The 25,375-nt window shown below is 60.8% G+C and carries 24 protein-coding genes and 1 pseudogene; 12 read left to right on the top strand and 13 right to left on the bottom strand.

Annotated features, from left to right (window positions below):
- Positions 1 to 20: 20 nt before the first annotated feature.
- The 3 genes from ACYVL5_RS10230 to ACYVL5_RS10220 all read right to left on the bottom strand — a co-directional run bounded on the left by ACYVL5_RS10230 (position 21) and on the right by ACYVL5_RS10220 (position 2,400).
- The gene (locus ACYVL5_RS10230) at positions 21 to 509 is read right to left on the bottom strand and encodes an HD-GYP domain-containing protein (RefSeq protein WP_460595468.1); all 489 of its coding nucleotides are present in this window, start codon (positions 507 to 509) and stop codon (positions 21 to 23) included.
- A 10-nt stretch (positions 510 to 519) separates the two neighbouring features.
- The gene (locus ACYVL5_RS10225; RefSeq protein ID WP_460595467.1) at positions 520 to 1,008 is read right to left on the bottom strand and encodes a ferritin-like domain-containing protein; all 489 of its coding nucleotides are present in this window, start codon (positions 1,006 to 1,008) and stop codon (positions 520 to 522) included.
- 156 nt (positions 1,009 to 1,164) lie between these two features.
- A complete protein-coding gene (locus ACYVL5_RS10220) occupies positions 1,165 to 2,400 on the bottom strand; it encodes a transcriptional regulator (protein WP_460595466.1) in 1,236 nt (411 codons plus the stop codon).
- Between the two features lie 418 nt (positions 2,401 to 2,818).
- Here ACYVL5_RS10220 and ACYVL5_RS10215 point away from each other — a divergent pair, with 418 nt between their 5' ends.
- Together ACYVL5_RS10215 and ACYVL5_RS10210 are read left to right on the top strand one after the other, a co-directional pair.
- Positions 2,819 to 3,808: a hypothetical protein gene (locus ACYVL5_RS10215; RefSeq protein ID WP_460595465.1), complete on the top strand. Its 990-nt coding sequence runs from the start codon at positions 2,819 to 2,821 to the stop codon at positions 3,806 to 3,808.
- A gap of 55 nt (positions 3,809 to 3,863) precedes the next feature.
- A complete protein-coding gene (locus tag ACYVL5_RS10210) occupies positions 3,864 to 4,832 on the top strand; it encodes a hypothetical protein (protein ID WP_460595464.1) in 969 nt (322 codons plus the stop codon).
- A 135-nt stretch (positions 4,833 to 4,967) separates the two neighbouring features.
- Here the strand turns inward: ACYVL5_RS10210 and ACYVL5_RS10205 are convergent, their stop codons facing one another.
- Together ACYVL5_RS10205 and ACYVL5_RS10200 are read right to left on the bottom strand one after the other, a co-directional pair.
- The gene (locus ACYVL5_RS10205) at positions 4,968 to 5,150 is read right to left on the bottom strand and encodes a hypothetical protein (protein WP_460595463.1); all 183 of its coding nucleotides are present in this window, start codon (positions 5,148 to 5,150) and stop codon (positions 4,968 to 4,970) included.
- Entirely contained in the window at positions 5,147 to 6,433 is a 1,287-nt protein-coding gene (locus ACYVL5_RS10200; protein WP_460595462.1) for an alpha/beta hydrolase, read from the bottom strand. Before ACYVL5_RS10200 ends, ACYVL5_RS10205 begins: the two co-directional genes overlap by 4 nt.
- Positions 6,434 to 7,161: 728 nt before the next feature.
- On the opposite strand from ACYVL5_RS10200, the gene ACYVL5_RS10195 reads away from it, so the two are divergent.
- A complete protein-coding gene (locus tag ACYVL5_RS10195; protein ID WP_460595461.1) occupies positions 7,162 to 9,732 on the top strand; it encodes a chemotaxis protein CheB in 2,571 nt (856 codons plus the stop codon).
- Positions 9,733 to 9,975: 243 nt separating this feature from the next.
- Entirely contained in the window at positions 9,976 to 10,125 is a 150-nt protein-coding gene (locus tag ACYVL5_RS10190; RefSeq protein ID WP_460595460.1) for a lmo0937 family membrane protein, read from the top strand.
- Positions 10,126 to 10,260: 135 nt separating this feature from the next.
- On the opposite strand, the gene ACYVL5_RS10185 is transcribed toward ACYVL5_RS10190, so the two are convergent.
- The 3 genes from ACYVL5_RS10185 to ACYVL5_RS10175 form a co-directional block, all read right to left on the bottom strand.
- A complete protein-coding gene (locus ACYVL5_RS10185) occupies positions 10,261 to 11,505 on the bottom strand; it encodes a sensor histidine kinase (protein ID WP_460595459.1) in 1,245 nt (414 codons plus the stop codon).
- A 224-nt stretch (positions 11,506 to 11,729) separates the two neighbouring features.
- Positions 11,730 to 12,284: a hypothetical protein gene (locus ACYVL5_RS10180; RefSeq protein WP_460595458.1), complete on the bottom strand. Its 555-nt coding sequence runs from the start codon at positions 12,282 to 12,284 to the stop codon at positions 11,730 to 11,732.
- 72 nt (positions 12,285 to 12,356) lie between these two features.
- On the bottom strand, positions 12,357 to 12,800 hold the full coding sequence (locus ACYVL5_RS10175) for a hypothetical protein (protein ID WP_460595457.1): 444 nt from the start codon (positions 12,798 to 12,800) through the stop codon (positions 12,357 to 12,359).
- A 740-nt stretch (positions 12,801 to 13,540) separates the two neighbouring features.
- On the opposite strand from ACYVL5_RS10175, the gene ACYVL5_RS10170 reads away from it, so the two are divergent.
- Complete coding sequence (locus tag ACYVL5_RS10170) at positions 13,541 to 14,188, top strand: DUF2959 family protein (RefSeq protein WP_460595456.1); 648 nt, start codon at positions 13,541 to 13,543, stop codon at positions 14,186 to 14,188.
- A gap of 24 nt (positions 14,189 to 14,212) precedes the next feature.
- Complete coding sequence (locus ACYVL5_RS10165) at positions 14,213 to 14,353, top strand: BON domain-containing protein (protein WP_460595455.1); 141 nt, start codon at positions 14,213 to 14,215, stop codon at positions 14,351 to 14,353.
- Positions 14,354 to 14,499: 146 nt separating this feature from the next.
- Here the strand turns inward: ACYVL5_RS10165 and ACYVL5_RS10160 are convergent, their stop codons facing one another.
- Together ACYVL5_RS10160 and ACYVL5_RS10155 are read right to left on the bottom strand one after the other, a co-directional pair.
- Positions 14,500 to 15,639: an OmpA family protein gene (locus ACYVL5_RS10160; RefSeq protein WP_460595454.1), complete on the bottom strand. Its 1,140-nt coding sequence runs from the start codon at positions 15,637 to 15,639 to the stop codon at positions 14,500 to 14,502.
- A gap of 548 nt (positions 15,640 to 16,187) precedes the next feature.
- On the bottom strand, positions 16,188 to 16,541 hold the full coding sequence (locus ACYVL5_RS10155) for a YtxH domain-containing protein (protein ID WP_460595453.1): 354 nt from the start codon (positions 16,539 to 16,541) through the stop codon (positions 16,188 to 16,190).
- Positions 16,542 to 16,787: 246 nt separating this feature from the next.
- On the opposite strand from ACYVL5_RS10155, the gene ACYVL5_RS10150 reads away from it, so the two are divergent.
- The 6 genes and pseudogenes from ACYVL5_RS10150 to ACYVL5_RS10125 all read left to right on the top strand — a co-directional run bounded on the left by ACYVL5_RS10150 (position 16,788) and on the right by ACYVL5_RS10125 (position 22,729).
- A complete protein-coding gene (locus ACYVL5_RS10150) occupies positions 16,788 to 17,849 on the top strand; it encodes a hypothetical protein (RefSeq protein WP_460595452.1) in 1,062 nt (353 codons plus the stop codon).
- A gap of 108 nt (positions 17,850 to 17,957) precedes the next feature.
- A pseudogene (locus ACYVL5_RS10145) lies at positions 17,958 to 19,112 on the top strand (vWA domain-containing protein); the annotation flags it as partial.
- Positions 19,112 to 19,528 carry a hypothetical protein gene (locus ACYVL5_RS10140; protein WP_460595451.1) on the top strand — a complete coding sequence of 139 codons (417 nt, stop codon included), beginning with the start codon at positions 19,112 to 19,114 and terminating at the stop codon, positions 19,526 to 19,528. The pseudogene ACYVL5_RS10145 and the gene ACYVL5_RS10140, both read left to right, overlap by 1 nt.
- A gap of 204 nt (positions 19,529 to 19,732) precedes the next feature.
- On the top strand, positions 19,733 to 20,929 hold the full coding sequence (locus tag ACYVL5_RS10135) for a hypothetical protein (protein WP_460595450.1): 1,197 nt from the start codon (positions 19,733 to 19,735) through the stop codon (positions 20,927 to 20,929).
- Between the two features lie 588 nt (positions 20,930 to 21,517).
- Positions 21,518 to 22,159: a hypothetical protein gene (locus ACYVL5_RS10130; protein ID WP_460595449.1), complete on the top strand. Its 642-nt coding sequence runs from the start codon at positions 21,518 to 21,520 to the stop codon at positions 22,157 to 22,159.
- Positions 22,160 to 22,309: 150 nt separating this feature from the next.
- Positions 22,310 to 22,729 carry a hypothetical protein gene (locus ACYVL5_RS10125; RefSeq protein WP_460595448.1) on the top strand — a complete coding sequence of 140 codons (420 nt, stop codon included), beginning with the start codon at positions 22,310 to 22,312 and terminating at the stop codon, positions 22,727 to 22,729.
- Between the two features lie 439 nt (positions 22,730 to 23,168).
- Here the strand turns inward: ACYVL5_RS10125 and ACYVL5_RS10120 are convergent, their stop codons facing one another.
- From ACYVL5_RS10120 to ACYVL5_RS10110, 3 genes are all read right to left on the bottom strand, one after another.
- A complete protein-coding gene (locus ACYVL5_RS10120; protein ID WP_460595447.1) occupies positions 23,169 to 23,879 on the bottom strand; it encodes a reverse transcriptase domain-containing protein in 711 nt (236 codons plus the stop codon).
- Between the two features lie 395 nt (positions 23,880 to 24,274).
- Entirely contained in the window at positions 24,275 to 24,859 is a 585-nt protein-coding gene (locus tag ACYVL5_RS10115; RefSeq protein ID WP_460595446.1) for a hypothetical protein, read from the bottom strand.
- A 1-nt stretch (position 24,860) separates the two neighbouring features.
- On the bottom strand, positions 24,861 to 25,127 hold the full coding sequence (locus tag ACYVL5_RS10110) for a hypothetical protein (protein WP_460595445.1): 267 nt from the start codon (positions 25,125 to 25,127) through the stop codon (positions 24,861 to 24,863).
- Between the last annotated feature and the right edge of the window lie 248 nt (positions 25,128 to 25,375).

Genomic DNA, 25,375 nt, shown 5'->3' with positions numbered 1-25,375 from the left:
ACCGGCGGCCACATCCTTTTTCAATCCCGCAGGATATCCGAAGCGAGGCACACCTTCACGACGTGGGGATCGAAGTGGGTTCCCGCCAGCGTGCGCAGGTGTTCGCGCACCTTCTTCAACGGCCAGGAGCGGCGGTAGTGCCGGTCGCTCCTCAGTGCATCCCAGACGTCAACCACCGCAAAGATCCGTGCCGACAGCGGGATCTGCTCCCCCTTCAGGCCGAGCGGGTAGCCGGACCCGTCCCACTTCTCATGGTGCGAACAGGGGATGTCGAGCGCGGATCGGAGGTAGCGGATAGGGGCGAGCATCTCGTAGGCGAATACCGGGTGCTTTTTCATGACGGCCCATTCGGTCTCGATCAACTTGCTTTCCTTGAGCAGGATGCCGTCCTGCGCGGCCTCGAAGAGCCTTCGATAACGGAGCTCGGAAAGCCTGAGCGACCGCGCAAGCGCGCTTTCCTCCGTTTCGGCCGCGGGCTGCGCCTGCTTGGCTTTGACGTTGCGCGCCATGCCCCCCCCCTCAGTACTCCTTGAGGTTACTGAACTCCCCCCAGGCCAGGAAGGTCTTGGGCGACTCGACGAAGGCGTAGATGTTCTCCACGATGCTCAGGTGCTTGCGCTCCTCCCGCGCTATTTCGAGCAGCACCTGGCGGGCGTCCTCGTCCTCGGTCCGGGCGGCCAGTTCCTCGTAGAACCGCACCCCCCTCTCCTCCTGCCCCACCACCAACCGGTAGGCATCGGGGTCGCTATGCAGCTGGGCGACCAGGCCGCGCTTTTCCAGGAGCGGTTTGAAGAGGCACTCCGCCTGGTCCAACGCCGTGAACCGGAGCTTATGGGGGGCGGCGTGGCTCCCCTTCACCCGCACCAAGGCGTCGTGATGCTCCTGCTCGGCCTGCGCCAGCATGGAGAACAGATTCTTCAGCTCCTCATTGGCGGCGTTGGACGCCAGTTCCAGGTAGTACCCCCTGGCTTCCTTTTCCATCTTGATGGCACAATCGAAAACGTCCATAAGGTCATCCCCTCTCTTGGCTGGCGGCACCGCTGGTATCTTTGCCGCATCGCCGGGCCGGTCCATCACGAGCTCCCGTGGCATGGACGGTGTATCGTCCACGTCACATTTCGCACTTCTGCCGAATACGACGGCCATTCGTGCGGGCACCGGAGCTTACCGGTCGCCCATGCACGGCCTCCGGATGCCGTATTTGCGCATCCGGGCCCTGAGCGTGCCGGGGTTTACCCCCAGGACACCGGAGGCCCCTTCATCCCCCTCGATGCGCCAGCCGGTAATCTGCAGCACGCGGAGGATATGGTAGCGTTCCATTTCGGCCAGGGTGTCGATCTCTTCCCGCGTCCCCCCCCCACCTGACCCTGCCGCGCCGCCCGGCAGAAAAGGAAAGCGCAGCTCGCCCCCTTGGCTGGTGATGAGTGCCAGCTCGACGGCCCTCTCCAGCTCCCGGACGTTGCCGCTCCAAGGGCACTTCTTGAGCGCGTTCAGGGTGGCATCGGGAACGGTAGCGACCTTGCCGCCGGAGTATTTGGTGTATTTGGCGAGGAAATGCTCGACCAGCAGCGGGATGTCTTCCGTGCGCTCCCTAAGCGGCGGGAGGGTGAGGGAGAAGATCGCCAGCCGGCTGAGAAGCTCCTCCCGGAACCTTCCGAGCCGGACCTCCTGCTCCAGGTCCCGGGAACTCGCGGCGATGACCCGCACGTCGACCTTGAGGGCCGCCGTCCCCCCCAGCCGCTCCAGTTCCCCGTCCTTTAGCAGCCGGAGCAGCTTCCCCTGCTGTTCCCATGAGAGCTCCTCGATCGCCTCCAGCAAGACGGTGCCCGCGTCCGCCATCTCCAGGCGTCCGATCTCCGTGCTCCCGGGGCAGGCCCACCCCCCCGACTCCCAACCGAAAAGCTCGCTTTCCACCAGGTTGGCCGGCATGGTTGCCAGGTCTACCACAACCAGTGGGCGATTCCAGCGGGCGCTTTTGCCATGAATGGCGCGTGCCGCCAATCCCTTGCCGGTCCCCGCCTCGCCGCGCAACAAGACGGGCGCCTGCAGCGCAGCTACCTGCTCGATCCCGGCCATGACCGCCGCCATGGCGCTTCCCCCCCCTATCAGCTCGTAGAAGTTGTGCGACTGTGCTATCTCCTGCTGCAGCAGGAGATTGTCGGCGAGCAGGCGCCCCTTTACGGCCTTGAGGTCCGCATAGGCGCTCCGCAGCGACCCCTCCGCCCTCCTGTGCTCGTCGATCTGCTCCCGGAGATGCAGGTTCGCCCGGGACAGCTCGTCCAGGAGCCTGCTGACCTCAGGCTCCCCCCCCCCTTTTTGGTTGCTCCGCTCCCCATCCGCCCGTTCGCGTGCCGCATCGGCAGGCGCAGACCTCTCTCTGCTGCAATCGATGATTTCCATGGCGCACCCTCTCTGTGGCGTTCGGGCAACGGCCTTTCCCCGGCAATGACCGTCCGGAAGGCCACCTTCGGCGTCCGGTTCGGGCAACCTGGCGCGTAACTGTCTCGTTTCCCCCTATTGAACAGCAAGGCACGTGCCGAAAGAGGCGGGCAGGAACTCGGGGGCAACAGCTCCCATGTGTAGCCGCCAATTAAAAAGAAATCCGATCCGGCGAGGCGGAAATCCGCCGGGAAAACCGTCATTGATGACGTAACCGTCACATATGGCGGGCGTTTAGCCACGGCTTCGTTTCAGGCGAAGCCCCCGGGGGGACGGAACCCGCACCACTCTCTTGGCATGCTAGTTGTAGCGCCTCCGTTGCCGGTCCCCCCGGCTGCGCTACCAGCGCCGAAGCCCATCGGCGGACAAGGAGTTACCTATGCGTAAGGCTCGTCACGGATTCATGGCGCTTGGATTGCTGCTCTGTCTAGCAACCTCGGCCCCGGCCGGGATAAGCATCGGCATCAGCCTCCCCAGCGTGAGCATCGGGATCAACCTCCCGCTGTTCCCGGAACTGGCACCGGTACCGGGCTATCCCGTCTACTACGCCCCCCGGGTGGACGGGAACTATTTCTTCTACGATGGCCTGTACTGGGTCTACTGGAACGACAACTGGTACGCCAGCTCCTGGTACAACGGCCCCTGGGGATACGTAGACCCGGCCGTGGTACCGCTTTTCGTGCTCCGTATCCCGGTGGGCTATTACCGCCGGCCCCCTGCGTACTTTGGCGGGTGGCAACGGAACGCGCCCCCCCGCTGGGGCGAGCACTGGGGCCGTGGCTGGGAACAGCGGCGCAGCGGCTGGGACCGCTGGAAACGGGGCTCGGCACCCGCCCGCGCGCCGCTTCCGGTCTACCAGCGCCGCTACGCCGGAGCCGCGTATCCTAAGCCGGAGCAGCAAAAAACGCTGCGTAGACAGCAGTACCGGTACCAGCCCCGCGACAAGGTGGTCCGTGAACATCTCAAACAGGTGGACCAGAAACCGCCGGGATCCCGGGCGGCGAAACCGGAAACTCCGCGGGCCGGGGCTCCGCAGCGGGATAACCGGCGGCAAACGCCGCAAACTCACCCCGCCAGACAGCAAAAACAGCCCCCAGCCCAACAGCGCCAGGGTACCGCGCCCTCCCCTGCTTCCCAGCCCCAGCGTCGCGGGAACGAGCCAGGGCAGCGGCCGGCACCGGTCCCATCCCAGCCCCGGCAGCAAGTGCAGCCGGCCCCGGTGCAGAGAGCGCAGCCGGCCCCGGCGCAGCACCAACAGCATGCACCGCAAGCCGCGCCGCACCAGCAGCGGGGTGCCGGGGAGGCGCCGGAGCGGGGTCACGGCGGACAGGGACAAGAGCAGCATCGGGATGAAGGACGGGGGCGGTAAGAGTGCGCCCGGGTCTCCCGCTGGGATGCACCGGGCACCAGCGGAGGAAACCGACATGCGTGCTGCCACCCTTGCCATCGTTTCAGTTCTGGTTGCCTGGCCGGCCTTTGCAGGGGAAATAGCCCTTCTCGGAGGATACGGGTGGACCGATAAACCGCGGGAGAAAACCTACGCCTGGCAGACCCAGTACATGGAGGGGCTGGGCAATCACCTCGCGTACAGCCTCTCCTACGTCAACCAGGGGCACTTCATCGAGCACCACCGCGACGGCTATGCCGCGAGCCTTTGGGGAAGGACCAACCTGGTGGGCAAACGACTCTCGCTCGGGGTCGGCGTGGGCCCCCTGTTCTATTTCGACACCATCAAGATCGAAGGTGCGCCCTCCCGCGACTATCACGGCTGGGGAACCATCACCAGCCTGGCCGCCACCTGGTACACCGAACACCGTCTCTTCTACCAGTTGCAGGGGTACTGGATCAGGGGGGACAAGAGCTTCGACACCCTGTCGGTCCTGGCGGGCCTGGGGTACCAGCTCGACGCCCCGCCCGTTCCGGGACCGGACGTGAAAGGGACCCACCAGAGCGAAAACACCACCGACAACGAACTGACCCTGCTGGGGGGCGAAACGGTGGTAAACATCTCCGGCCCCGGCAAATCGGCCGCCGTCCAACTCGAATACCGGCGCGGCGTCTGGCGCTATCTCGAGGTGACGGCCGGCGCCCTCTACGAGGGGAAAAGCGACCTGATAGACCGCTACGGCCTCACCGCCCAGCTCTGGCTGGACAAACGCTTCCTGGACGACGCCATCTCCCTGGGAGCGGGCTTCGGGGGGTACTTCGCCATCGACGAGCGCAGAGGCGGCAGCGCAGGGGGGCGTAACGCCTTCGTCTCCAAGATCGCCTCGATCTCGGGGAGCCTTAGGTTAAGCGAGCGCTTCGTCTTCCGCGCCACCTTCGACCGGGTGATCACCAGCTACGACCGCGACACCGACATTTTCCTGGGGGGGATAGGCTACCGGTTCTAAAGCTCCCGGACGCCATGCCGCGCGCCGGCGCTGCTATTCCGCCCGGCCGGTCTCTATCTCGCGCTTTTCGTGGTAGAGGAAACGGACCATGTAGTACTCGAAGGGGTAGCCGCTCTCGAAATAGCGGAAACTCTGCTACATCCGCAGGTTGAAACGCTCCCACGGGTCCGCCACCTCGGCGAAGCGCTGGTCCCGGAACTCCTCTATCGTGTGCCGCGGTTGCACCTCCGCCCGGCTGTCCCGCCGGGCCGTGGCGCAACCGCCCAGGAAGAGCGCGAGCGCCAGCCAGAGTATCGGGCGAAGGCAGAAGGTAGTCATGGCGACAGCTCCTTATCCTGGAAGAAGGCGATCATATAGGCGAGATTCTCCCGGTATTCCAGGTTGCCGAGATGCCCGCCGCGCGGGTAGACCTTGATCCGCTCCCCGAACAGCGCTCGCAGGTAGTCGAGTTCCCCCTTGGTCAGGATGAAATCGTTTTCGTTGGTCATCACGCCGAATTTTGTGGAGGACTTCAGGTATCCCTCTATGCTCTTTAGGCTCAGGGAATCGATGAACGCCTGCCTTCTCAGTCCCGGCCGACTCTTCTGAAAGAAGGGGTAAAAGTACTCATTGAAGTAGTCGAAGTAGCTAAGGTGGGTGGAGACCAGGAAATAGTCGACCAGGGAATCGGTGGGCCGCAACACCCGGTTCTTGGGAACCACGTACCCGCTGTTGGTCATCACGTCGGAGGCGAAGATCATACCGGCGAGGTTGATGCGGAAGGTAAGGCCGATCAGCCCGGCGGTTTCCTCCTGTGAGAAGAGCTTTTCCGCGTAGATGGAATAGAGGAAATCGTCGTTGATGGCGACGAAATTGCCGTAGCCGTAGAATTCGCTAAGGCGGGAAAGCATCCTGTTGAAGAAGATCCCCTGCTTCTTCCCCCCGCCGGGGATCTGCCTCAGCATCTCCTCTATCCTGCCCACCGAACTGTAGAGGCTGACCGCCGGGTTGATCATGAGGACCCTGCGGAAGTTGAAGAGCCGGCGCTCCTCGTCGAGTTTGGCCACGAAGGCGGCCTGGGTGCCACCCAGGCTGTACCCGCCCAGCAGAAAGGAGGAGACCTCGATGCTGCCGGAGATCTCGCGCCAGACGGCCGCCATCACCCGGTAGAGGTCCGCCGCGTCCTCGGCCGGGTCTCCGGGAACGCAGCTTTGCGAGGCGGAGATGATGAAATTCGCGTGGGAGGGGGACGGCAGCGTGACGACGTGGAAGCCCGCCTGGTAGAGCGCTTTCATCATGGTCAAAAGCTTTCCCGCCCGGTCGCCGGCGCCGGCACCGGCGATCAGGAACACCAGGGGCGCCTTCTTGTTTTGGTAGGCGAAGGTGCAGCGCACTCCCCGGTCGTAGTAGAAAACCGGAGGTTTCCGCCGGTCCGGCAGCACCTCGAGCACGAGTTGCCTGCTGCGCACCTTGGTGGGCAGGGGGGGGACGAGGGAGGCCGGAGTTCCCAGGATGGTGACTTCGTAGGCACCCGGGATCGGGTACCCGTAGCCGCCGTCGGCCGCCAGTCCTGGGAGTGGGAACAGCAACAGCCAGCATGCGGACAAAAGCCACCGGTACATAGACGCCCCTCGGTCATTGTTGCTGCCTGGTGAATTGGGTTGCCGGCTGCGGTCGAGGTGAGGGAAGCCGGCATGCTGTCAAGCTAGCGGCGCCCGCCCCCATCGCGATGCCCCCCATCGTGATGCCCCTCGTCATGGTACCCTCCGCCACGCCCGCCACCACCCTCGTAGCCCCAATAGGGCCAAATGCAGCCGGATAACGTCAGGGCTGCCATGATTAAAACCAGAGCCGATACGATCGAAGATTTTTTCATTGCACGCTCCTTTCTTCTTTTTGCTCGCGGCGTGCCCTACCGCCCAGTTTCCTGGACCGCACCTGATTCCTCCGCACCCGGCACGGGTGGCCGGAGGATCCGGAGGACCCCAAAATACGACAGCAGGTTGCGTGCCATTGGCCTGCCGCCACTGCCGCAGGGGCAACGGCGAGAATCCCTTCCGGAAATGGGCGAAGCAGAGTAAGGCAGTGGCGCTCAGCGGCCGGCAGGGTCCATCACCCATGGCGAAACTGCCATATTTGACGGGAGACGAGGGGGCCGTGATGGTGCCAGGCGGGGAGTGAGGAGCGAGGAAGGTAGGACCATGCGTCGCGGCCAGGGGGGGGGCGCCCCGTGCCGGGCTAATAATTTTGGCGCATTCATTTAAATGCTGCTATATTTGCGCTTATGAAAAAACCGACAGCACGGACGGATGGACAAAACGGAGAAGATTCCCGCCCCAAAGAGGCGTCGTTGCGGCAGAAGGCCCCCTTTCCCATTGTCGGCATCGGCGCCTCGGCCGGCGGGTTGGAGGCGCTGGAGCAGTTTCTGGGGCGGGTCCCGAGGAACTCCGGCATGGCCTTCGTCATCATCCAGCATCTGGACCCTACCCACAAGGGGATCATGCCCGAACTGCTGCAGCGCACCACCGCCATGCCAGTCTCCCAGGCCAGGGACCGGACCCGCGTCAAGCCCAACTGCGTCTACGTAATCCCCCCCAATAAGGACATGTCCATCCTTCACGGGGTGCTGCACCTGTTCGAGCCAACCGCCCCACGCGGCCTCAGGCTCCCCATCGATCTGTTTCTGCGCTCCCTGGCCGAGGACCGCCAGGAATACGGTATCGGAGTCATCCTCTCCGGCATGGGTTCTGACGGCACCATGGGGATGCGGGCCATCAAGGAGAAGGCGGGGTTGACGCTGGCACAGGATCCCGCCACGGCCAAGTTCGACAGCATGCCGAGAAGCGCCATCGATGCGGGTCTGGCCGACCTGGTGGCCCCGGCGGAGGAGTTGGCCGGCAAAATCGCCGACTATCTGCGCCACCCGATCATTGCCGGCCGGGACGCCATGCCCCTGGGAGAAAAGGATCAAAGTGCCCTGGAGAAGATCCTCATTCTCCTTCGCTCCAAGACCGGCCAGGACTTTTCGATGTACAAGAAGAACACCGTCTACCGGCGGATCGAGCGGCGCATGGGTATTCACCAGCTCGCCAAGATCGCCGATTACGTCCGCTACCTGCAGGAAAACTCGCAGGAGGTGGAGCTGCTCTTCAGGGAACTGCTGATCGGGGTGACCAGTTTTTTCCGCGATCCGCTCGCCTGGGAACACCTGCTGGAGGAGGCCATCCCGGCGCTGCTGGCGAACCGGCCGGCGGGAGGGTCGCTGCGCGGCTGGTCCGCGGGGTGTTCGACCGGCGAGGAGGCGTATTCGCTGGCCATTTCCCTGCGGGAGGCGCTGGGCCGCCACCCCTCGGCCCAGAACTTCACGGTGCAGATTTTCGCCACCGACCTGGACCCTGACGCGATAGACAAGGCCCGGCAGGGTCTCTATCCTGCCGAAATCGCCGCCGACGTTTCGTCCGAGCGGCTTCAGCGGTTCTTCGTCAAGGATGATAAGGGGTACCGGGTCGGCAAGGAGATCCGGGAAATGGTGACCTTCGCCACCCAGAACGTGATCATGGATCCCCCGTTCACGAAGCTCGACGTGCTGATCTGCCGCAACCTGCTGATCTACCTGACGCCCGAACTGCAGAAAAAATTACTCCCGCTGTTTCATTACAGCCTGGCTCCCGGGGGGATCCTCTTTTTAGGAAGTGCCGAGTCCATCAACGGTTTTACCGACTTTTTCCTCCCTCTGAACCTCAAGTCGAGACTGTTCAAGCGGCGCCAACCCGTTGGGCCGTCCGACCAGGTGGTCTTTCCGCCATCATTTGTCTCTCCCATGCCGGGCATCTTCAAGGAGCCACCCATGCCGAAAACCGCGGCAAACCTTCAGTTGCTGGCGGAACAACTGCTATTGCAACAGTTCTCTCCACCCGCTGTCCTGGTCAACGACCGGGGTGACATACTGTTCATCAATGGGCGCACCGGCAAGTATCTTGAGCCCGCGGCCGGGAAAGCCAACTGGAACATTTTCGCCATGGCCCGGGTGGGGCTCCGCTTCGAATTGGCCGGCGCATTTCAAAAGGCGCTTCAGACCAAAGATGCCATCACCGTAAAAGGGCTCAAGGTCGGGGATGGCGCAACCATCCAAACCGTCGACATCGCCGTCCAGCCGATCCAGGAGCCGGAGCAGTTATGTGGCCTGGTGCTGATCGTCTTCACCGAAGCCCCCCCGCCGGGGAAGAAGAGGGTACACAGAAGGGGAAACCCGGACGCCTCGGACAGTGCCCGAGTGCAGGAACTCGAGCAGGAACTCCGCCAGTTACGGGAAGCGCTGCAAACCACCCGCGAAGAGATGCAATCCTCCCAGGAGGAGCTCAAATCCACCAACGAGGAGTTACAGTCCGCCAACGAGGAGTTGCAGTCCACCAACGAGGAACTGACCACCTCTCGGGAGGAGATGCAGTCCCTCAACGAGGAACTGCAGACGGTGAATGCCGAGCAGCAGGCCAAGATGGACGAGCTCGCGCGCATCAACGATGACATGAAGAACCTGCTGAACAGCACCGAGATTGTCACCGTGTTCCTGGACAACGACCTTCATATCCGGCGCTTCACTCCCGGGGCCAACAGGCTCTTCAAGCTGATCCCCGGCGATGTCGGACGGCCGTTGTCCGACATCGCCAACGACCTGGAGTACCCGGACATGATCGATGAGGCACGGGAGGTGCTGAACAGGCTGGTCTTCTCGGAAAGGGAGATAGCCGCCTCGGGCGGGCGCTGGTTTACCGTGCGCATCATGCCCTACCGCACCGGGGAGGACGTGATCGGCGGCGTGGTGATCACCTTTACCAACATCACCGCCTCCAAGCATACCGAGGCCGAACTGCGCAAAGAAAACGCCCGGCTCAAAGGCCTGCCGGAGGCCCAAAGGCCGTAGGTTCCCCCCCCAGCTCCCGCCCCCCACCACCGCAGCCGCCGTATTTGGCAGTTATGTCAAGGATGGCGGCCTCCTCTTGCGGCGGCCGCCATCACCGGCGGCCGCCGCAGCCTCGTTTGGCCAGTGCAATCCGAACGTTAAGAGCACCCTGCCTTCCGTGGTTCTCCGGCACGTTAGTTGCCTTTACTCGAGATGAATCCATAACGGGCAGCAAACAACCTCGTGACAGCAAGGAGAGTCATCATGCTCTGGACAATCTGCGCAATACTCATAGTGCTATGGCTTGTTGGTGTCGTCACATCGTATACCATGGGGGGCCTTATCCACATCCTGCTGGTAGTCGCCATCATCGTATTGCTCGTGCGCGTCATTCAGGGGCGCAAGGTACTCTAGATCCCCATCACGGCGGCGGGGAGGCACCGCGAGAAAGGAGCCTTTTCATGACTTTGATCGAATGGCGGCAGCGAGCAACGCTTCGGAAGCACCTGGCGCTGCCGGCTGCCGTTTCCTTTGGCCGCCAGGCCGCCTTCACTCCAGGGTGAAGTAGAAGGTAGCCCCCTCCCCCGTTTTGCTTTCCGCCCAGACCTTCCCCCCATGACGCCTGACGATGCGCTCCAGGGTGGCCAGTCCAACCCCGTGCCCCTCGACTTCTTCGCCGGGGAGGCGCTGAAAGGGGGCAAACAGCCTGTCGGCATGGGTCATGTCGAATCCCGGCCCGTTGTCCCTTACGAAGCAGACCCGTTCCCCGTGGATGCCGATGGTGCCAATGGTGATGGCCGTCTCCTCCAGATGGGCGGAATACTTCCAGGCGTTGCCGATGAGGTTTTCCAAAGCGAGCCGCCAGAGTCCGGCGTCCCCCGTCCCCGTTATCCCCTTGGCTATCCGGAAGGTGGCCCGTCTGCCGGGTGCTCCCTTTTGCAACCCATCGGCGATCGTTTCCGCCATCGCGCTGAGATCGAATTTTTCGGTGTGCAGGTCGACACGGGCTGCCTGGGAAAAGGCGAGCAGCGAGGCGATGAGCCGTTTCATTCTCAGCGTGCCGTCATAGATTTCCTCGAGATACCCAAGGCACTGCATGTCGAGCCGGTCTTTGGCGAGCTCTTTAATTACCTGGCAGTAACCGCTGATCGTCGTCAAGGGGGTGCAAAGGTCGTGAAAAACAGTGGCGTTGAATCCTTCCAGGTCGGCATTGGCGATCACCAGTTTGGCTGCGTGGTCTGCCAGTTTGCTGTGAGCCCGGGGTTTCCACGAGACCCCGGGACCCAGGCGAAGCTCGGTGAAGTCGAGGGTGGCGTGGTTCAACTTCGGGTTGCCGCGGTCGTCGCCGTAATGATCGCCGACCACATAAGTCCCCGCCGACACCCCTGCGCCGAGGTAGGCTTGCAGCCTGCTGCTCACGTCGTATTGCAGGCGGGTATCGGGCATCATCAGGTTCAAGGTCCACAGGTCGGCGAACTGCCAGCGGACCCCGGCGGCCGGAAACACGGGATACTGGCTCTTAAAGTCGGCGCGCAGGCCGAAGAACCACTGCAGATCGGCATCGATCAGGTAGACCACCCCCACGAGCAACGGTGCGTCAAAGCGCCGTCCGTCGAACCGTACCCGGTCTCCGTACACGCCCGGCTGGGTTTCCGCACGCATGAGCCACTGCTCGGCCAGTTGATAGTCGAACCCGATAACGGCATTGGCCTGTTGCAGGGTAGCGGGCGCCGCCGTGGAGGAGCGTGGGGCTGGAAACGAAAAGCTCTGCCACCCGGCGCCGAAGCGCAGCAAGAGGTCTCTGGACACCTGCGGCGAGACGACGTATCGGAGGCCACCGCTTAGTTCACTTCCGGGGCCCAGCCGAGTGGCGGACCGTCCCGCGTAGCCCAGGGTGACATCTAATTCCTGGAACAGGGGGGGCGCTTCGCCGGCCGCGGCACCGCCCGGCCCCTCCAGTAGTGCCATCAGCAGTAGTGCCGCAAGGACGGCGGGTAAAAAGTCGCGTCTCATGTCAATCACCTTGCCGCCGGCGCAGGCAGCGTCCCCGCGGTCTTTATACTGTCCTGAAAGCAGCGGACAAATTTCTTGAATTCCAGGGTCAGTATGACGCCGGATGCCAGGCGCTCGATACCAGACCCGAACCGGAGCACCGGGGCCGAGCAGAGCACGTCGCACCAGACCAGGGAACCGGTTCGCCTCCCGTCTCGGATCGGCCAGATTTCGTAGAGGGTGGCGGAGGCATAGTAGGTGCCGCTGACGTAGTATTCGAGGTCCAGCTGTTGGTAACGGTCGCCCACCGCCCGCAGGTACACGGCTCCCAGGCTTACGGTGGCGTGATGGTCCGCCTGGTAAAGCCTACAGTAGTAGGTAGGTTTGAACGGCGAGTTTGGGTTGCTCCCGGCCATCAGGCCGGCACTCTGCAGCAAAGGGGTGAACTCGCGGGCGATCGGTTCCTGTTCCTGTAACAGGGACCTAATGTGCGAGGCCGGGTCGATGGTTTCCACGTCGAATTCGTAGGGGAGCGTACTGGCGAAGCCGTGGCGCTGGAAGGCCGAGGCCCGGGCGAACAACAGTTTGCCCCAGCAGGAGCCGATGTTTTTCGCACCGGCATCTTTGCCGGCGCAGCGGGCCAGTTCCAGCGCCTAGATCTGGGTGAGATTCAGGTCGGAATGGCGGGCCGTGGTGGCCAGGGTCTGGTCCAAAAGCCACCGGACGGGAGCATTGCGGAGATCGAGGTAGAGGGAAAGGCTGTTGAAGGCATCCGGCGCCACCGGGTCGCTCAGGTCTTGCGAGACGTACACCTTAAGAGCGGCATAACGCTTCGAATCCCAGCTCTGGAGCTGTTTGACCGTCTCCGCCGGAGACAGCGGCACGGCGAAGCAGAGCTGCGAGGAGATGCCGTTGGGAAATTTCATCAAGGGGCCGCGCTGGGTGAGGATCTCCCCTTCCAATAGCCGTTTGGTATCGATCCGGGGAAAATCGCCGAATCGTTTCAGCTCCGCGAGCGGGTCCGGGCGTTGCGCCTGCACGGCTGCGCATAGCGTGCAACAAAAGACTAAAGCAAGGAAGATGGTCATCCGCCTCATAAGCTTTCCCCCCTGCACCGAGAACCGGTTCAAGTAACGTACGGGGCACCGGGGGACAACTTCAACAGCGGACGATGGCCGCCGGCCCCATGCACCTCTCTTACCAAGAGGGCTTTCGTCCAAAGCTGCGACGCCGCTCTGCCGGGCCGCTACCTACCGTGCGACAGGCCGTTATCCGGCGTATGGTTGACGGTGCCCATGTAGAGTGCCCCTCCAAACCGCCTCAGTATCGCGAGACGTGCGGCAACGGTGACCTGTTTCACCCTGGTGGCCTCCCTTTCATAAACGGCAACTTGTGTGCCAAAGAAAACCTGCAGCCGCTCGACGGACAAGAGTTGAAAGTAATGGGGAAATGCGGCGGGGACCCATGCGGCAGAGCCGGAAGCGGTGAGCCGAATCCGTCATTTTTCGCATAACCGCCATATATGACGGAAGGCGGCACACCGCGTCAGGCGCGGGTTCAACGCACTCACCAGACGACGTTGCCGCCTCACCATTACCGCCCCCTCTTGGTGCCCGGCATCAGGAGCCTTCGCATATCGAGGTTCTATTAAATATGGCGGGATGCAGCCATCCAGCCGCCGTGCCGGCCGCCATTCAGCAGGCCTAATCCCTTGTTTTCAATGAGGGGTTGCCGGAGCCGACCGCCGTTCGGACATTGGCAGAACATTTGCTGTCACACCTATGATGAACACGCAACGCCGGTCATTGCCACTCGCGCCTAACTTAAGGAGACAGTCATGAATTTCAGAACCAACAAGGTAATTTGTTTCGGCACACTCCTGCTTGCTGCGGCCACGTTGGTGAGCGGATGTGCAACAACCGGCATGGATCGGTCGGTGAAAGCCTCCAACTCGATTCAGCAGGTGGACACCGACATCAGGGAGCTGATCGTAAAGATCGACGTGTCCGGTGCCTCACTGGACGCGTTGGTGGCGGCCGGCAATCCCAATCTGAAGGAATCGTTCGATACCTTTACCAAGGATCTGGGCAAGCTGGACGACAAAGGCAAGCAGGTGATCAAACACATGGAGGAAATGAAGGCCCGCAATACCGAGTATTTCGCGGAGTGGGAAAAGCAGGGAGACACCTACACCAATCCCGAGATCCGCGAACTGAGCGACGAGCGCCGCATCAAACTGGCCGACACCTACGCACAGGTACCGGCGGCGGGCGCCGGTGTCCAACGTGCCTATCTCGCCTACCTGAGCGATCTGAAGCAGATTCAGATATTTCTTTCCAACGATCTGACGCCTAGCGGGATTCAAGCCATAGATCCCGTGGCAAAGAAATCCATCCAAGACAGGGATGCCTTAAAGATGTCCCTAGGTCCGGTGCTAGTCGCTTTGGATGCCATCAAGGCGGAACTGTATGCCAAGCAGAAGTAGCTACGTCTGGGGATAATGCTGAAAATGCCGCAGATCAATGTAAAGACCTACAAGGCGGTGGTTCAGTTAAGCGGTTTTGTCGATTGGCAGGAGAACGTCGTCAAGCCGGGAGAGGTTGCCCGTCGGGTGAAGGGCGTGGAGTCTGTGAAAACGATCAGACGGTGAAATAGGAGGGAAGGACCTCTCGCTCTACCACCGGGAAAAGTACTAAAGCTTCGGCAAGTGATTCGGCAACAAGGGGGAGGCGGCCCGTACAGGCTGCCTCCCCCTTTGATTTATCCTGCGTCAGAAGGCGTTTGGCACGCTGCTGTCTACCGCCCGGTCACGCAGTCGATGACGGCATTGATTCTCCGGTTCTGCTGTCTACCTTCCGGGGTGTTGTTGTAGGCGATGCGCCGGGTGGAACCGTACCCCTTGGCCGAGAGACGGGAGCCTTCGATAGCGAATCGTTGCTTCAGGTATTTCACCACGCTCTCGGCGCGCTGCAGGGAAAGCCGCCGGTTATACTCAGCGTCGCCCCGGTCGTCGGTGTGTCCCTCGATGACGGCGGTGGTGGTCGGATACTTTTGCATGTACTCTCCGACCTTGTCCACTTCACTGAAATAGCGGGGATCGATCTCGGCACTATCGGTGGCGAATTCCACCTTCAGGGAAATGCAGAGCCGCTCGGGTGGCGGGGAGATTTCCTTGATATCTAGGGCGCAGTCGATGATGGCATTGATGCGCCTGTTTTTCTGGCGGCCTGCGTCGGTCGCGTTGTCTGCCACGGCCCCTGCCTTGCCGTACCCCTTGGCCGACAGGCGGGAGGGGGCGATGCCGAATTCATCCACCAGCGTCTTCACCACGGTCTCAGCGCGGCGCTGGGATAGGATCCTGTTGGCCTCATCGCTGCCGACCTCATCGGTATATCCTTCGATCACGGCGGTGGTGGAGGGGTATTTCGTCATGAAATCACCGACCTTGGCGACCTCGTCCCGGTATTGGGGGCGGATGTCGGCCCGGTTGATGTCGTACTCGATACCAAGGGTGATGCAGTATTTCATCATCTCCCGGGTCGGTTCGGTGGCGGGGATCAGTACGGGGGCGACCGCCGCCGCGGGCGGGACCTGCGCCTCGGCGGCAGGATGAACGGGACACAGGGCGTTCGCCATTGCGGTGGCCTGTTTGGCCAGGGCTGTCCCCTCATCGGTCAAGCAGGCCCTGTACACGTCGTAGGCGTGTTTCCTGGCGTCTTCGGCGGCCTTGTACTCGGCGGGGCAGATCTTGTCCTTCCCGGCCTGGCGGGCGGCATCCAACGCTCTGTCAGACTCCTGCATCTCGGTGCGGATGAAGTGTCCCGGGACGCCGCCGCGCTTGTTGTTCACCTCGTAATTGGCGCAACCCGACATGGCCGCCAGGAAGGCGGCTGCGATCAGAAACGGTGATACTCTCATTTCCTTAGCCATTCGCATTTCCCTCTCCTTTGCATGTGTGTGACTGACAGTCCTGCGGTACGTGCTGGCTGCGGGCCAACGTCGTTCCCCCTCAACGGCGGTATCCCTCCCCATGCCTTGGGCCCCCATCCCGGTATCCCCCGCCGCGATGGGGGCCGTCGGGAAGGAGTATGCCGGGGAGCATGATTATGACCGTAAACAGTATCAGCGCCGGCATGTTAGACGATTTTTTCATATTCCGGATTCCTTTCCCCAGAGGTGCCTCCTCATGCAACGAGCTGCCCTACGGGACGCACAAACGGCAGCTTCCCATCGGTGGAACCGGCAACTAACGTGCCAGAGAAGGAATCTGGGGCTGAGAGATGGAAGGGTGCGCTTTTACGGGTTATGAGGGGAAAAGGGGGGCCGGATTGGTACGGAGTTGGTGGCGGAAACCGTCAAGAGTGACGTTACCGCCATATATGACGGGGTGCGGTCGGTGCAGATACCAGGATCCCCCGCCCACCCTCACGGAAGAGGGAGATGCGGGGGATCTCGGAGAAGCGGAGGGGTCATGAAGAAACGGGTCAGTCGAGCATCGATTCCAGGTGTTTCCTCTGTTTTTCGAGAATCTCCTGTCCCTTTTCAAGCGCGCGTAACAGCGCCTTCTTCGATTCCTGGGTGAGATTCCCACCCTCATGAAGAATCTCGGCTGCACGCTCACCAGCATTGTCGACGAAGTCGGTCAGAGAGTCGGCGAACTCATTGCACGCCTCGTTAGCTTTGCCGCCGAGGTTCTTGGCGTAATCCGCCAGGTACTTCCTGGTCTTCTTCCCTGCCTGGGGGGCAAGCAGGAGGGCGATACCGGCACCGATCAGGCCACCCACGATGATCTTCGCAACATCGGACGATTCACAGCTGCACTCTCTATCATGGCTCATAGCCCATTTCCTCCCTGGGAGTATTGAAAACACTGCCTAATATTACCACACATTCCTTCCTGTCCAACCCGTGCAAAGCGGATAAAAATTGTCTTTTACTGTTCACTGTTTCCGGATTCTCGTGTAATATGTCCCTGCTCTGCCAGTGCACCACCGCCCCTTACACCTCGTTGGGTGGCGGCATGGCATATTACATCTATGAAAGCGCCCTTGATTGCGATGGCGTCTTCGGAGGATAAGAAGAACGTGAACGTCGAACAGATGAAACTGGTGGTAAAGGAGATCATATCCAAGACCGACCTCACCCCGTGTGTGGTCGGTCATCGCGGGGTGGGTAAGACGGCCGGCATCGTCCAGGCCTGCCGCGACCTCGGCAGGCGCTACGTCTCGCTTCGGCTGGGACAGATGGAGGTCGGCGACCTGGTCGGCATTCCTTTCCGAAACGGCGACATCATGCAGTGGTCCCGCCCTTCCTGGCTTCCCGACGAGGACTCCCCCGAGACCGTCATCCACTGCGACGAACTGAACCGCGCACAGCAGGAGGACACCCTGCAGGCGATCTTCCAGTTCGTCGAGCCCCCCTCCGAGGGGATGTTCCGCTCGCTCCACACCCATCATCTCTCCAGAAAGCACAAGGTGGTGGTCAGCATCAATCCGCCCGACGGGAGCTACCAGGTGGCCACCCTGGACCGGGCGCTCATCGACCGGATGGTGATGATCTATGTGGAAAGCGACTTCAACTGCTGGTCGAACTACGCGGCGAAGCGCGATCTTTCCGGGGACGTCAGGCAGTTTCTGGCCGGTAACACCGGAATGCTGGCCAAGCAGGGGATGCCGATGGATCTCCAGGTGGAGCCGACCGAGCGCGGCTGGGAGATGGTCAGCACGGTGAGAAAAAACTGCCGCCTGCCGCGCGAACTGGAGATGGAGGTGTACGCCGGCATCATAGGGAAGGAAGCGGCCATCACCTTCATGCGCTGGCTCTCCGACCGGCAGGGGCGCCCGATCACCGCGCAGCAGGTCTTGAACGATTGGACCGCGGTGGCCGATCAGGCGCGCGCCCAGCGTGACGACCAGCAGGCCGCCACCATCAACGACCTGACGGCCACCCTGAAGGCATCGCCGATGCTGGAGGCGGAGCAGGAGGAGAATCTCGTCGCCTACATCTCCGTACTCCCCCGCGACCTCTGCTTCGGATTCGTCAAAACCCTCCTGAAAATCCCCGAAGTAGCCCTCGCCCTCGTCCAGGACAAGTACGACAGCGTGGTGTTCGACGCCGTCCAGGCGATCAGGAAAGAGGCGTACTGATCCATGGGAATGGCGGCGAAAAAAGAAGAACTCCCCCCCTCCCCTCCTTTTCCAAAGGGGAGTGAAGCTGAGAAAGCGGAGTCGCGGGATGGGCACCAGGGGGCAACACTCGAGAACGCGGTGGTGCGCCTTTTACGGGAGCGGCCCTTCTACGGGCACTTCCTGCTGAACCTCCGCCGTGAGGAGCGCAGGCTGGACGGCAAGCCGGCCGGGGTCACCATCAGAAACGGAATCCCGACCCTGGCGGTCGACCCGGCGGCCTTCCGGCTGCTGGCCGCGACCGAGCAGCACGCGCTGCTGGAGCACCTGGTCAAGCACCTCCTCCATCTCCACATGCTGCGGCGCAAGGGGCGCAACCAGCACGACTGGGACGTCGCCTGCGATCTCGCCATCAACCCGTCGACCCCGGGCCTTCCCGAGGGGGCGGCCTACCCCGCCGAGTTCAAGATGCCGGACGGCCTGGCCGCCGAGGAGTACTACGACGCGCTGGTCCCCCCTTTCGACGTCGGGAACCTGGACGGTAGCGGCTTCGGCGACGCGCTCGAGGACAGCGGGGGGGCATCGGGTTCGGGCAAAGAGGAGGCGGCGACCACCCTGGACGATCACGGCATATGGGAGGACGCCGACAGCACCCCCCTCAACCTGGCCGAGGAGATGGTCCGGGCGGTGACCATGGAAAGCCTCCGCGGCAGCGACGGCGAGGTACCGGCCGAGATCCGCGAAGTGGTGGACGGGCTTCTGCTCCCCTCCCCGGTTCCCTGGCGGCAGATCCTAAGGCAGTTCGTCGCCACCGCCGGGAGGATCGGCAAGAAGAGCACCTGGATGCGGGAGCACCGCCGCTTCTCCCACAACACGCCGGGGACCAGGAAGCGCCACCGGCTGAACCTGTTGGTCGGGATCGACGTGAGCGACTCCACCGACATCGTCGAGATGCGGGAGGCCTTCGGCCGCGAGCTCGTGCAGATCGCCCGCGGCCGTGACGCCCACATAACGGTCCTCTACGCCAACAGCCGCATCCAGAGAGTGGAGGCACTGACCGGCTCGGCCTTCGTCCCCGAGCGCTACGACGGGGGAGGTTTCACCGACCTGCGCCCCGTCTTCGAGTACGCCAAAACCATGCACCCGCGGCCGGCCGCCGTCATATATCTCACCGACGGGGTGGGACCAGCCCCCGCGGAGATGGAGTGGCCGACCCTGTGGGTTTTGACCGCCAAAGGCGAAAAGCCGGTCCCCTGGGGGATCGAACTGAGATTGGAGGTGTGATGTACCACGAGGAAACCGAATTCAAGCCGATGACCGCCGAGTCGGTGGGGGAACTCCTCACCGAGGCAGGCGCCGAGGTGATGGTCCGCTCCGGGCGCAGCGAGAACTACAGCGCACCGAGGGAGTTTTCCTTCGAGGTCAAGGGGATCTTCCCCAACGGCATGGCAATGCACGTCGTCGCCCGCCAGTTCAACTACCGGGACCCCTGGGAGGCCGAGGGACGGGTCAACGACCTGGTCGACGTCATGCTCCTTAGGGACGGCGCCCTCACGCCGCTTCCCAAGGGGTACGACTACTTCCAGGGCGTCGAGGAAGAATGCGGACTGGACGAAGACCAGCTGAAAGCCATCATCGACTGTGTCCGCAAAGTGAACGTGAAGCTCTACCTTTTGCAGGAGATGACCGGCGATCTCTAAAAAAAGCCCGCAACCCGCCTCCGCATACTCATTATCCCACGCTTAGATTCATTCACTCTCCTTGAACCCTTGCCGCGCTGTGATAGCTTAATACTGTCAGAGGCCGGCAAGGGTTTTCTGTGACCGCACACCGGCCGAAGTAGTTCATTTCGCTATTCTTCTCATTTTGATAAACTTGTATAAAAAGGCAAAGGAGGGCCTAGCATGGGCAAGCCTGCCTGCAACGTGGCGATGTACCATCCGGATCTGAGAGTACTGTCGGCCAGGTATCGCAACTGGCACGTGAAAGCCCTGCTCAACGAAGCCTCGGTCCTGATCGAAAGGTGCCTCACCGAATTCAGGGAATACTCTTCCCTCGACTACGCATGGACCCAGTTCCAGCTCGGCCTGAAGATCCAGGAAAAGCAGATCGATATCGACCGGGTTACCGAACCGGAAACGCCGCCGGGCGAGGCCGAAGCGGCCGCCGCCATGGAAGAGGCGGCACCCTCAGGGGTGGAGGCTGCCGAAGAGGAGCCCCCCGCCGAAGAGAGGGGGGAAGAAGCGGCAGCCGAACCTCCCCCGGAAGAGACCTACCAGGCGGAGACCACCCCTCCCCTCACCACTCTCGAGCTCCAGGTCGAAGCCCTCAAAAGGAAGCGGGAACTATCCGCTCCCGGCCAACCGTTCGCCCTCAACGACCAGCGCGACCTCACCCTGAAGCGGCTATGCCGCGATTACGAGGAGACGGTCAACCGGGCCTGGGTCTGCGAACAGGGGCTGAGAAAGATCTACGACCATGAGGAACTCGATTCCCCGCTGCCGACCGAGGCGGAAACGCTGAGCGAATCGCTCACCAATCTCGCCATCTGGATCAGGAGCGCCAACGAGTGGCTGACCCGCTACGAACAGCACCAGCAATCCTTCACCCGGGTGATCTCGTTACGCGCGCTCATGGGGCGCACCGCCTGGGCCGTTCTCAAACAGTCGCGGGAGAGCTACTCCACGCGCTTCCGGCTCCCTCCCGAGCTTTTCAAGGGGCACGACAACTGCCACCTGAGGGGAATAGGTGCGTGGCTGATGGGGGATTGCGGGGCGGTTCCCTGGACGCTGGTGGTGCGGGTGCCGGAGGAAGGGGTGTACGAGCGGTGGGGGCAATCGGTCGAAGTCGACCAGTCCGGCCGGGCCTCCTGTCTGCTTGGGCGGGTGGAAAACCGCAAGTCGCTCCGCCCGGTCCAGATGAGCGGCGAGAACACGCTCCTTAACGCCACTCCATTGGGCCTCCAGACACCGGGTGGCCAGTGGTACCTCGAAATCCAGAAGCCGGCGGGGGCCCTTACCGAGTCCTTCGCCCACCTGGAGGACCTGATCCTCGAAATGAGCGTGGTGGGGATACCGCAGCGGAGCATGGATGTGGGGTAGCAAAAACCTCCCTCACCCGGCCTTCGGCCACCCTCTCCCGGAAGGAGAGGGCCAACTATCCCCTCCCCCTCCGGGAGAGGGGCGGGGGTGAGGGAGTTTTGGGTACGCGTCACCACTCGATGGTCCGGTTTTCCATATATATTTTTACTGGAATGTATGGTATAGAGGTCGCAGGAGGTAAACCATGGAAGGATTTCTCTTTATGGGCGGGTTCCTGGTCTTCTGGGTGGTGCTGCAGCGCTTCATCCTGCCGCGCCTGGGCGTAGAGACCTGAATGTCGCCGGCATGCTCCTCCGGTCGGGGGAAGGACGACGAGAAGAAAAAACAGCAATAAAAAAGGGCGCCGATTAACTCCGGCGCCCTTTCCTTTTCCCGATAGGGGAATAGCTTCCCCCTCCCCTGGAGGGAGGGGGCCAGGGGCGGGAAGATAGCCTGGGCGAATCGTCCACTGGCTTCCGTTATCCCCCCAACCACTTGACATGCGCCTGGCAGCTGATATCTGATTAATATGCTTTAACCAATGCGGCCCTCCGGCCTCCCCGGAAACTCCTCTGGCCGCGGCAAAAAATCAGCGAAGGAGGTGTCAACGTGATACGACGAAGGATACTGCGGGACTACCGAGGTACGCGCACCCCCACCAAGTTCTTGAATGGCTGCAAGAAGGTGCAGCACGGAATGACGGACAATCCCAATTGCCCCGAGTCACTTAAACCCCTCGTGGAAAAGTTCAGCTACAAGGTGAACGCCCTTGACCTGTCCTATCATGCAGCCCTCGATGGTAGCCGCACGGATATCCGCGAGCGTGAAAGCATAAGCGACGAGCTTGTCTTGCTCATGGATCAGCTGGCGGCAGGCTTGGAAGCAGCCTGCGTCCTGAACCCCGACGCCCTTCTGACCACCGGATTCAACATTTCCCAGGAACGTAGAAGTCCCGCCAGAGTCAGGCTTCCCTTGGTCTCACCGGTGGATTTCAGCGTCTCCAACCTTGGAGACCCGGGCAAGGCGCTGGCGACCGGCAGTAACTGCCCGAGCGCATTGATCCACGAGATCCACATCAATCAGAAGGACCCCTCCGTCGAGGAAGACTGGTTTCATAAGTCCAACTTTTCGGATCCCCTTGCGATGCCGATGGACGGCATTCCGCCCGGACAAACCTTCTTCCGTATGAGGCATTTCGGACCCGATGGCCCTGGACCCTGGTCCGCCGTCGTGAGCACCATGATCACCTGATCCGCCGAATCCACCAGTTGTTGAAGGAGCTGTTCAGGGGGGTGCTGGTACAGTGTCCTCCTGAATAGCTCCTCTCTTCGACCGAAGTGGCAGTTCCTCCTGCCGCCCTCATCCCACCCTCCCCCCCAAAAAATCCTCCTAGTGTCCATCATGAGTTTCTGTATCGTCGTCCCGCGTCTCGTTATCGCCATCCTAAGCTTCAGCATAACCATCCTGAGTTTCGGTATTGCTGTCCTAACCTTCAGCATCCTCGTCCTAACCTTCAGTATTCTCGTCCTGAGCTTCGGTATCGCCGTCCTGAGCTTCGGTATCCCCGTCCTGAGCTTCGGTATCGCCGTCCTGAGCTTCGGTATCGCTGTCCTGAGTTTCGGTATCGCTGTCCTGAGTTTCGGTATCGCTGTCCTGAGTTTCGGTATCGTTGTCCTGAGTTTCGGTATCGTTGTCCCCATTTTGGCAACAGCCGCCCTAAGTTTCGTTATCGCCATCCTCGGTTTCCGTATGGCAGCCCTAAGTTTCGGTACCGCTCTCCTTGATCCAGGTACCGTGACTCCCTACCGTGACATATCATGAGGCACCAGCACGGTCGCCGTCTTGGTGGTAACGTTGCCCGCCTGGTCGATCACCACCGCCGTTATAGTGTAGACCCTTCCATCCAGATCGTTCCCGTCCCGCCACGCTTCCAACTACCGCAGGTTGGGGGTCGCGTCTGGCCGCTTGGCGGCCACCAGAGGGGAGCGGATCCTCGACTTGTCGCCCCACCTTCACGGCCGTTTCCATGCCGACTCCACCACAACCTCCGCCCAAGCGGTAACTGATGGTTAGTGGAGTTTGGATCAGGTGGCCTTCCCCTCCCTGCTGCGAAAAAACGCATGCCACCGCCACAGGTGAAGGCTCTATCTGCGCTTGATTGTCAGAGAGCATGGCGCTACGAAGGAATCAGGCCCTTCTCCGCCACCTTGCGTTACATCAAAGAACTGCTGAGCTTCCGACCAAAGCCCTCTCGTTCTTTTTACTTAACTTGCTTAACAACGTCCCCCTGCGCCCCCCCATGATCTACCGAGTCGAAGAAGCTTCTGACATCCGCATCGAGCACCCAGCCTACCTTCTTCCGCCTGATCGCAACGTAGATCGCATCGAGCGCGTCATGCGGGCCACGCTTCGGTCTTGATCCGTAGCTGAACCCGAGAAAGTCCTCCTCGTATACCGCCTGGAGGACACTCACCAACGCCTGTTGAACTACCTTGTCCTCCGTTGCCGCGACACCTATCGGCCGTCGGCTGCCATCGGGTTTCGGAATCCATACCCTCTTGCTTGGCCTTGTTCGATAGCGTCCGCTCCGGATGCGTTCAAGAAGATCGGGGAGACGTTCTTCCAGTTCCTCCCCATACTCCTCCCACGTCACCCCGTCGAGGCCGGGAGCAGCCTTCCGCTTGAGCGCGTGATACGACTCCCTCAACAGATCGATGGTGATGTGGTGCATCAGATTGGTAAACCGCTGCTTCGAGTCCTTCTTTGCTGCCTCTCGTACCCTGTCCAGCCCGCTCAACACTGCTTCCGGCCCCTGCGTGCCGGTCATGGGCGTCCGTCCAAGGTTCCCCTTCGCCACGGCGCTTCTCTCCACGGACTCCTCGGGTGGTTGGCCGAATCCATTCGGTTGTGCACCTCCGTTCGTCCGTTTCACAGATACTACCCCCGTGTCCGACTTCCCGTTCGCGTTCATGTCGGGATCATAGCATGTACTCTTCCCCGACCGGACCGAGTGCGGGACACACCCGGTCGCTCCCGGGATCTCCCGGTTTCCGTGCAAAGAGCTTGCATGCATGCTTTGGGTCTTTGACTCCGCGGGCTCGATTTGCCACTCGCGCTAACGCGTCAAACCGTGCGGCCTTCCCAGCCAGACTACAAGGTCGGCAACCCGAATTAGGTGATTTCGGAGCTCAATAGCCAAGCCTACATGCCCCCTGTCAACGCTTCGCCGCCCACCTCACGATGTGCCGACGCATGACTCGGGGCCACGACTGGTCGCTAACCGTTATCGTGTAGAGGACTTACACCTCCTACTCTTTGCCGGCTTTCACCGGCGCTTTCAGCCTGGCCCCTTCGCCTTCCCCTCGCTCATGAATTTGTTTTTAAAAAATGAACTATCCTCTCCTCAAAATATGGCAGTACAATCCGCTTTACATCCTCAATAAGCATGTTGATTGCCTGATTTACCATCTGATTTGCCATCTCTTCACTAACAGGGGCTAAACTTTCCGCAATAAATTTCGCAGCGTAAGTTGGGTCGTTTACCGGTACAGAGCATTGCCAGACTTTCCATGTGGAGTGGCTAGGCAACGCCTTATCCTTTTTAAGGGCATACAAACAGTTGTAATTAAAAACGTACTCATCTTTTTGAAATTCTGATTTGGTCTCATCTATATCAGCCAATAGGAAATTTATATCGTAAGGAAACCTGCCTCTGTTAGACCAGCCTATTTCCAACCAAAATGCTTCCTGTTTAATGTCAGGGGTTATGCACAAAAACAGTAAAAGCTTATCATTGAAATTTCGAGCAAATATCTGTTCATTTGTTCTAAGGTGTGATTTTTGTTTGTCAGCACTAGGGACCTTTACAGCTAAAAACTCGAAACCTGTCAGTTCATCTGGTATTCTATGTCTTAATTCTTTTTTCAAGTGATTTAAGTAAATTTTTTTCAACTTATCCCCCTATCAAAAGCGATGTTCTTATGAAATCTATGAGTTCGACCATTCCTTTCATGACTTGAGGCCCCACTTCATAACCTAATTCACCAGATATCCTGGTAAGAGTTGTGGCTGCAACCTCTGATTCGTTGGAATAAACAAGAACTGTTGCATTCTTAGCTGCATCTTCTAACGGGGCAGAAAATGTTTTTAATTGACCAACAAGTCGCCTGAATGCGCTACCTGCACGAGGAATTTTTGATTTACATTCAATGTTGTACAACTGATCACCTATTCTCACTAACAAATCTGTCACCCTTTTGCCACCAGGTCCATTTAAAATTTCGCGTGAAAACACTCTCGCTTCTGGAAATGCTGTTTCGAGGTTAGTCTGAACAAAATTTTCTACCTGATTAGCGCCAATCTTCCGCTGGAAGACAAGCGCGACATATTACGTCGTAGGTGGTTCATATAATCACGGCACATTCCATCCGAGGAGGCTGCCGTGAAGAATCGTTTCCAGTTCCAGTC

It is taken from the genome of Geomonas sp. Red276 (genome assembly GCF_054784495.1).
Note: the sequence above shows the minus strand (reverse complement) of the source record. Positions and strands in the feature narration are given on the sequence as shown.

Bases quoted from the DNA above. Each gene is read 5' to 3' on its own strand.
- ACYVL5_RS10210 (WP_460595464.1), top strand. From the start codon at position 3,864: ATGCGTGCTGCCACCCTTGCCATCGTTTCAGTTCTGGTTGCCTGGCCG.
- ACYVL5_RS10170 (WP_460595456.1), top strand. From the start codon at position 13,541: ATGAATTTCAGAACCAACAAGGTAATTTGTTTCGGCACACTCCTGCTT.
- ACYVL5_RS10230 (WP_460595468.1), bottom strand. From the start codon at position 509: ATGGCGCGCAACGTCAAAGCCAAGCAGGCGCAGCCCGCGGCCGAAACG.
- ACYVL5_RS10215 (WP_460595465.1), top strand. From the start codon at position 2,819: ATGCGTAAGGCTCGTCACGGATTCATGGCGCTTGGATTGCTGCTCTGT.
- ACYVL5_RS10125 (WP_460595448.1), top strand. From the start codon at position 22,310: ATGAGTTTCTGTATCGTCGTCCCGCGTCTCGTTATCGCCATCCTAAGC.
- ACYVL5_RS10225 (WP_460595467.1), bottom strand. From the start codon at position 1,008: ATGGACGTTTTCGATTGTGCCATCAAGATGGAAAAGGAAGCCAGGGGG.
- ACYVL5_RS10120 (WP_460595447.1), bottom strand. From the start codon at position 23,879: ATGAACGCGAACGGGAAGTCGGACACGGGGGTAGTATCTGTGAAACGG.
- ACYVL5_RS10175 (WP_460595457.1), bottom strand. From the start codon at position 12,800: ATGAGGCGGATGACCATCTTCCTTGCTTTAGTCTTTTGTTGCACGCTA.
- ACYVL5_RS10135 (WP_460595450.1), top strand. From the start codon at position 19,733: ATGGGCAAGCCTGCCTGCAACGTGGCGATGTACCATCCGGATCTGAGA.
- ACYVL5_RS10200 (WP_460595462.1), bottom strand. From the start codon at position 6,433: ATGTACCGGTGGCTTTTGTCCGCATGCTGGCTGTTGCTGTTCCCACTC.
- ACYVL5_RS10205 (WP_460595463.1), bottom strand. From the start codon at position 5,150: ATGACTACCTTCTGCCTTCGCCCGATACTCTGGCTGGCGCTCGCGCTC.
- ACYVL5_RS10140 (WP_460595451.1), top strand. From the start codon at position 19,112: ATGTACCACGAGGAAACCGAATTCAAGCCGATGACCGCCGAGTCGGTG.
- ACYVL5_RS10190 (WP_460595460.1), top strand. From the start codon at position 9,976: ATGCTCTGGACAATCTGCGCAATACTCATAGTGCTATGGCTTGTTGGT.
- ACYVL5_RS10220 (WP_460595466.1), bottom strand. From the start codon at position 2,400: ATGGAAATCATCGATTGCAGCAGAGAGAGGTCTGCGCCTGCCGATGCG.
- ACYVL5_RS10160 (WP_460595454.1), bottom strand. From the start codon at position 15,639: ATGCGAATGGCTAAGGAAATGAGAGTATCACCGTTTCTGATCGCAGCC.
- ACYVL5_RS10155 (WP_460595453.1), bottom strand. From the start codon at position 16,541: ATGAGCCATGATAGAGAGTGCAGCTGTGAATCGTCCGATGTTGCGAAG.
- ACYVL5_RS10165 (WP_460595455.1), top strand. From the start codon at position 14,213: ATGCCGCAGATCAATGTAAAGACCTACAAGGCGGTGGTTCAGTTAAGC.